Genomic DNA, 5,139 nt, shown 5'->3' with positions numbered 1-5,139 from the left:
GAGGGGTACCCCTCCCCCATCAAAAAAGCTTCATCTCTCCGAATAAAGTTTCAACAAAACACTTGACTGGAGGTAAGAAAGAGGCTGGGAGTTTACTCCCAGCCTCTTTCTTTATACTTTTCCGGGTGCGTGAGGCACCGCTGATGCTGCCGTTGCCTCTGCTCCGGTGAACAGCGGCTTCGCCGGAGTTCGAGTGGTATTCTGATTGCGTCTTCCGATGGGCCGGGCCTCGTCGGAGATGAAGCTAATTGTTGCCGCCGTGCTCCGGCGAGTGATCCGATCACCGGAGCTGAGGAGCATTCGCCCCTCCTCCTGGTGGCCATACAGGATGTCCAACTTAGTCCGCCAATATGTTCTCGCCGTTCGTCGCGATCACCGCTTTGTACCAGTCGAACGATTTTTTCTTTGAGCGATCCAACGTGCCGTTCCCTTCGTCATCCAGATCGACATAGATGAAGCCGTAGCGCTTGCTCATCTCGCCGGTCGAGGCGGACACAAGGTCGATGCAGCCCCATGGCGTGTAGCCGATCAGATCGACCCCATCCAGGACAGCTTCATGCATTTCCCGGATGTGTTCCTTCAGGTAATCGATGCGGTAATCATCGTTGACCGTCCCGTCGGCTTCCTTCACATCATTGGCGCCCAAGCCGTTCTCTACGATGAAAAGCGGCACTTGATAGCGATCCCACAGGTCGTTCAGGGAAATGCGCAGGCCGATCGGATCGATCTGCCAACCCCATTCACTTGCCTTAAGGAACGGATTTCGGACACCGTTCATCAGGTTCCCGGAAGCGAAGTCGGTCTCCCCCGCTCCGCCGACGACATCGGTCGCCATGCTCATATAATAGCTGAAGCCGATGTAATCGACCGTGTATTGTTTGATCAGTTCCAGATCGCCCGCTTCCATGACCGGCGCTTTGGCCCCATATTCCTGCAACAGACGCTTCGTGTATGTCGGATAAGCCCCTCTCACTTGGACGTCGCTGGTGAAATAATCGAAGGCCCGTTCCTTGAATTGGGAAGATAGCTGGTTTTCCGGATGCGCATCCAACGGGTAGAACGGTGCGTAGATCTGCATGCAGCCGATCTGGATGTCTTCGCGCAATTCATGGCCGATTTTCACCGCCAAGGCGCTCGCCACGAACTGGTGGTGCCAAGCCTGGAACCTGTTCGTGAAATCATCGGCACCCGTCAGCGGGATCAATCCTTGCGACAGCACCGGGCTTTCGAGGCCGGAATTGATTTCATTGAATGTCATCCAATATTTCACTTTCGAGGCAAACCGTTCCAGAACAGCCTTCGCGTAGCGTTCGAAGAAAGCGACGATTTGACGGTTTTTCCAGCCACCATATACTTTCGCCAAATGGAGCGGCATTTCGTAATGGGACATCGTGACCACCGGTTCGATGCCGTATTTCAAGCATTCATCGATCAGGGCATCATAGAAAGCCAGTCCCTTCTCGTTCGGACTCTCCTCGTCTCCAAGCGGGAAGATCCGGCTCCAGGCGATCGAAAAACGATAGGCTTTGAAGCCCATTTCGGCGAACAAGGCGATATCTTCCTTGTAGCGGTGATAGTGGTCGATCCCCAGATGATTCGGGTAGCGGTACTTGTCCTTGTCGAGCGTCCAATCGAATTCCTCTGAATTCAAGATGACGAAACGCTGTCTGCCGCCGGGCATCGCATCCGCGACGGACGGTCCTTTTCCATCGGCATCAAATGCCCCTTCGCACTGGTTTGCGGCGGTCGCGCCGCCCCAAAGAAAACCTTCTTTAAAACTCATTTCCATTTCCTCCTTTTTTGTATCAGACTCAAAGCTACTTTAGCACTTAACCTTAACTTCAAGTCAAGGACTTATTTTCGATTATCATGCATATCCCTGTTGACTTAATCTGGACTTTAAGTTGTAAGCTGAAGCAGACAACTCATGTACAACAAGAAGGAGGAAAAATAATGAACATTTCAGAAGCAGCCGCAAAATCGGACCTGACGCCGGTCACCCTGCGCTACTACGAGCGCATCGGCCTGATTCCGCCGATCACGCGCAAAAACGGCGGCGTACGCGATTACCAAGAGGGAGACCTGAGTTGGATCGATTTCATCAAATGCATGCGCAATGCCGGCCTGTCAATCGAATCGCTCATCGAATACACCGCCCTATTCGCGAAAGGCAAAGAAACCGCTCCGGCCAGAAAAGAGATTCTGATAGAAGAGCAGAAGAAACTGCAGCAGCGCTACGACGAACTCGGCTCGACATTGGCGCAATTGAAAAAAAAAATCGCGCATTATGATGAAAAGCAAGGTTGAGGAAGGGAAAACTTTGCCATGGATCCCCAAGCGCAAAAACAAGCCCGCCCGCGTCGATCTGACGCGGGCGGGCTTGTTTTCTTTCCCAAATCATTTCAAATCACGCACTGGCAAGTTGCATCAAGGCTGGGTGCTCTCCAGCAGTTCCTGCTCGGATGCCCGCAGTTCGCCTTCATAATGTTCGATCTTTCCGTCCAGGCGTGCGATCGTTTCGCCGATTTCCTTGTGCTTGGCGATCAATTTCTCCCGTTCATGGATCAGGATGTCCTTGCGGGCTGCCGCCGTTTCGGATCCGCCCTTGAACAGCGCCGTATATTCGATCAGCGATTCAACCGAAAGCCCCGCACTCCGCATGCACTTGATGAATTCGATCCAGCCGAGATCTTCGTCCCGATAATCCCGGATCCCACTGTCCTTGCGGGCGACCGGCGGAATCAGGCCTTCCCTTTCATAATAGCGCAACGTCGCAGGGGTGAGATCCATCAATTTCGCAACTTCAGAGATATTCATCCAGCATCATCCTTTCTTTCCTACAGTATACACCTACTGTCAAGGTAATGCGTTGCTCTTGGAAAGATGGTCAGATGCACAATTTATATTGAGTCCAATTCCAAATAAAAGGGAATGATATCCATGAAGCTGCCATCATCCATTTTGAAGCCTCCAGGAATGATGCCCAACTCCTTGAAGCCAATTTTCTTATAAAGATGGATTGCCCCTGCATTGTTTGCCACAACGGCATTAAACTGCATAATGCGGAAACCAGAATCCTTGGCGATCCTGAGAGAATCCAACGCAAGTTCCTCGCCAATCCGCTTCCCTCTCTGATCAGCCTTGACAGCGTAAGAGGCGTTCGCGATGTGTCCGCAGCGGCCGATATTGTTCGGATGCAGAATATAGAGGCCTACTACTTCCCCGTCTTCATCCGCGACACCCGTGTAAGTCTGTTCTGCAAAAAAAATCGCCGCTTCTTCCACGGACAAGCTGTTTTCTTGCGGAAAATACCGACCTTCCTCGACGATATGATTCCATATCCCGGTCATGCAGTCCAAATCGTTTTTACCGTATTTCCTGATTATGATACCCATCAATTCCAACCCGCTTTCCAAATTTTCAAAAATCACTGGTGTTAGTATAACCCAAAAACTGCTTCTCGATAAAAAAATAAGCCCATAACGATGCGAACATCGTCATAAGCTTATTTCTGTGATACCGGCGGCCGGGGTCGAACCGGCACGCCCTCGCGGGCACTGGATTTTGAGTCCAGCGCGTCTGCCAATTCCGCCACGCCGGCATGATAGGATTGTTGCAAGTTTCCATCTTGATGTTGCTATGGAAAAGGCGGTAACCGGATTTGAACCGGTGATAGAGGTTTTGCAGACCTGTGCCTTACCACTTGGCTATACCGCCGAGATGTTGCTATTTGAAAAAACTGGGCTAGCTGGATTCGAACCAACGAATGACAGAGTCAAAGTCTGTTGCCTTACCGCTTGGCGATAGCCCAATAAAGAGGGCGACTGATGGGAATTGAACCCACGAATGCCGGATCCACAAACCGGTGCGTTAACCACTTCGCCACAATCGCCATAATAAAATGTTGAGACAGGGGTAGTAGGAATTGAACCCACACCGACGGTTTTGGAGACCGTTGTTCTACCTTTAAACTATACCCCTATTCAGAGTACGCTTTTTTTAAAGAATGGAGGGAGGCAGATTCGAACTGCCGAACCCGAAAGAGCGGATTTACAGTCCGCCGCGTTTAGCCACTTCGCTATCCCTCCATCATATAAAAAATGGTCCGAGACGGATTCGAACCGCCGACACCTTGAGCTTCAATCAAGTGCTCTACCAACTGAGCTATCAGACCAAAATATTAAGAAAAGCGGAACGGGATAACCCGTGAAGCTGGACATCCGTTAGGATGCATAGCACACTTTTCAGAAAGTGAAACGGCTCCGACGGGATTTGAACCCGCGATCTCCTGCGTGACAGGCAGGCATGTTGACCCCTACACCACGGAACCAATGGAGGTTGACGGGATCGAACCGCCGACATCCTGCTTGTAAGGCAGACGCTCTCCCAGCTGAGCTAAACCTCCAATGGATGGAAACACTGTGAGTTCTCGCTCAAGTGTATCATGTCTGTAAAGCAGCTGAAGCTGCAACACCCATGACAATGATCCGTACGGGAATCGAACCCGTGTTACCGCCGTGAAAGGGCGGTGTCTTAACCGCTTGACCAACGGACCAAAACATATATTATACTGGGAATACGGAGAGTAAGGGATTCGAACCCTTGAGACAGTTTAACCCGCCTACACGATTTCCAATCGTGCTCCTTCGGCCTCTCGGACAACTCTCCAAGGTTCCGATAAAATCTTATTCATATTGAATGTATGAGACTTAACCGAAAAACTCCGCAAGTAGGACTCGAACCTACGACATCATGATTAACAGTCATGCGCTACTACCAACTGAGCTATTGCGGAAAATCAAAAAGCGCGGCAACGTCCTACTCTCACAAAGGGAAACCCTTCACTACAATCGGCGCTAAGAAGCTTAACTTCTGTGTTCGGGATGGGAACAGGTGTGACCTTCTTGCCATCGTCACCGCACATTTTTTTGTAAGAGAACGTTGTTCTCTCAAAACTGAATCTACAAAATAAAGGGAAGCCGAAAACACCGCTTGAGTTTTCTTCTTTTAAAAATTGGTTAAGTCCTCGACCGATTAGTATTGGTCCGCTCCATACATCGCTGTACTTCCACTCCCAACCTATCTACCTGATCATCTCTCAGGGGTCTTACTCACTTGAAGTGATGGGAAATCTCATCT

Annotated in this window: 4 protein-coding genes, 12 tRNA genes and 2 rRNA genes; 1 reads left to right on the top strand and 17 read right to left on the bottom strand. The window is 50.4% G+C overall.

From position 1 onward, the window contains the following. Positions 1-337: 337 nt before the first annotated feature. Positions 338-1,789 (bottom strand): glycoside hydrolase family 1 protein, encoded by a 1,452-nt coding sequence (locus BMX58_RS14475; RefSeq protein WP_068621901.1) that lies wholly within the window; start codon positions 1,787-1,789, stop codon positions 338-340. 164 nt (positions 1,790-1,953) lie between these two features. On the opposite strand from BMX58_RS14475, the gene BMX58_RS14470 reads away from it, so the two are divergent. Beyond that, positions 1,954-2,307, top strand: coding sequence for a MerR family transcriptional regulator (locus BMX58_RS14470; protein WP_068621900.1), 354 nt, complete (start codon positions 1,954-1,956; stop codon positions 2,305-2,307). A gap of 120 nt (positions 2,308-2,427) precedes the next feature. Here BMX58_RS14470 and BMX58_RS14465 read toward each other — a convergent pair whose 3' ends face one another. From BMX58_RS14465 to BMX58_RS14390, 16 genes are all read right to left on the bottom strand, one after another. Then, positions 2,428-2,817 carry a MerR family transcriptional regulator gene (locus BMX58_RS14465; protein WP_068621899.1) on the bottom strand — a complete coding sequence of 130 codons (390 nt, stop codon included), beginning with the start codon at positions 2,815-2,817 and terminating at the stop codon, positions 2,428-2,430. Between the two features lie 83 nt (positions 2,818-2,900). Then, positions 2,901-3,395, bottom strand: a complete 495-nt coding sequence (locus BMX58_RS14460; RefSeq protein WP_068621929.1) for a GNAT family N-acetyltransferase — start codon at positions 3,393-3,395, stop codon at positions 2,901-2,903. Between the two features lie 122 nt (positions 3,396-3,517). Continuing rightward, positions 3,518-3,601, bottom strand: a tRNA-Leu gene (locus BMX58_RS14455). 45 nt (positions 3,602-3,646) lie between these two features. Next, positions 3,647-3,717 (bottom strand) — tRNA-Cys (locus BMX58_RS14450). Between the two features lie 22 nt (positions 3,718-3,739). After that, a tRNA-Gln gene (locus tag BMX58_RS14445) sits at positions 3,740-3,811 on the bottom strand. Between the two features lie 8 nt (positions 3,812-3,819). Beyond that, positions 3,820-3,892: transfer RNA gene (locus BMX58_RS14440), tRNA-His, on the bottom strand. An 18-nt stretch (positions 3,893-3,910) separates the two neighbouring features. Continuing rightward, a tRNA-Trp gene (locus tag BMX58_RS14435) sits at positions 3,911-3,981 on the bottom strand. A gap of 26 nt (positions 3,982-4,007) precedes the next feature. Continuing rightward, positions 4,008-4,088, bottom strand: a tRNA-Tyr gene (locus tag BMX58_RS14430). Positions 4,089-4,101: 13 nt separating this feature from the next. Further along, positions 4,102-4,174, bottom strand: a tRNA-Phe gene (locus tag BMX58_RS14425). An 83-nt stretch (positions 4,175-4,257) separates the two neighbouring features. Continuing rightward, positions 4,258-4,330: transfer RNA gene (locus BMX58_RS14420), tRNA-Asp, on the bottom strand. A gap of 2 nt (positions 4,331-4,332) precedes the next feature. Further along, positions 4,333-4,405 (bottom strand) — tRNA-Val (locus BMX58_RS14415). Between the two features lie 78 nt (positions 4,406-4,483). Beyond that, positions 4,484-4,555: transfer RNA gene (locus BMX58_RS14410), tRNA-Glu, on the bottom strand. Between the two features lie 24 nt (positions 4,556-4,579). After that, a tRNA-Ser gene (locus BMX58_RS14405) sits at positions 4,580-4,668 on the bottom strand. Between the two features lie 53 nt (positions 4,669-4,721). Next, positions 4,722-4,795 (bottom strand) — tRNA-Asn (locus tag BMX58_RS14400). Between the two features lie 10 nt (positions 4,796-4,805). Next, positions 4,806-4,921 (bottom strand): 5S ribosomal RNA (gene rrf / locus BMX58_RS14395). 93 nt (positions 4,922-5,014) lie between these two features. Next, positions 5,015-5,139: ribosomal RNA gene (locus tag BMX58_RS14390) — 23S ribosomal RNA — on the bottom strand; the annotation flags it as partial.

The organism is Trichococcus ilyis (assembly GCF_900109135.1).
In the GTDB taxonomy this organism is placed as follows: Bacteria; Bacillota; Bacilli; order Lactobacillales; family Aerococcaceae; genus Trichococcus; species Trichococcus ilyis.
The sequence above is the reverse complement of the archived record's forward strand: the minus strand, read 5'-3'. Positions and strand labels throughout refer to the sequence as shown.

Bases quoted from the DNA above. Each gene is read 5' to 3' on its own strand.
- BMX58_RS14470 (WP_068621900.1), top strand. From the start codon at position 1,954: ATGAACATTTCAGAAGCAGCCGCAAAATCGGACCTGACGCCGGTCACC.
- BMX58_RS14465 (WP_068621899.1), bottom strand. From the start codon at position 2,817: ATGAATATCTCTGAAGTTGCGAAATTGATGGATCTCACCCCTGCGACG.
- BMX58_RS14460 (WP_068621929.1), bottom strand. From the start codon at position 3,395: ATGGGTATCATAATCAGGAAATACGGTAAAAACGATTTGGACTGCATG.
- BMX58_RS14475 (WP_068621901.1), bottom strand. From the start codon at position 1,789: ATGGAAATGAGTTTTAAAGAAGGTTTTCTTTGGGGCGGCGCGACCGCC.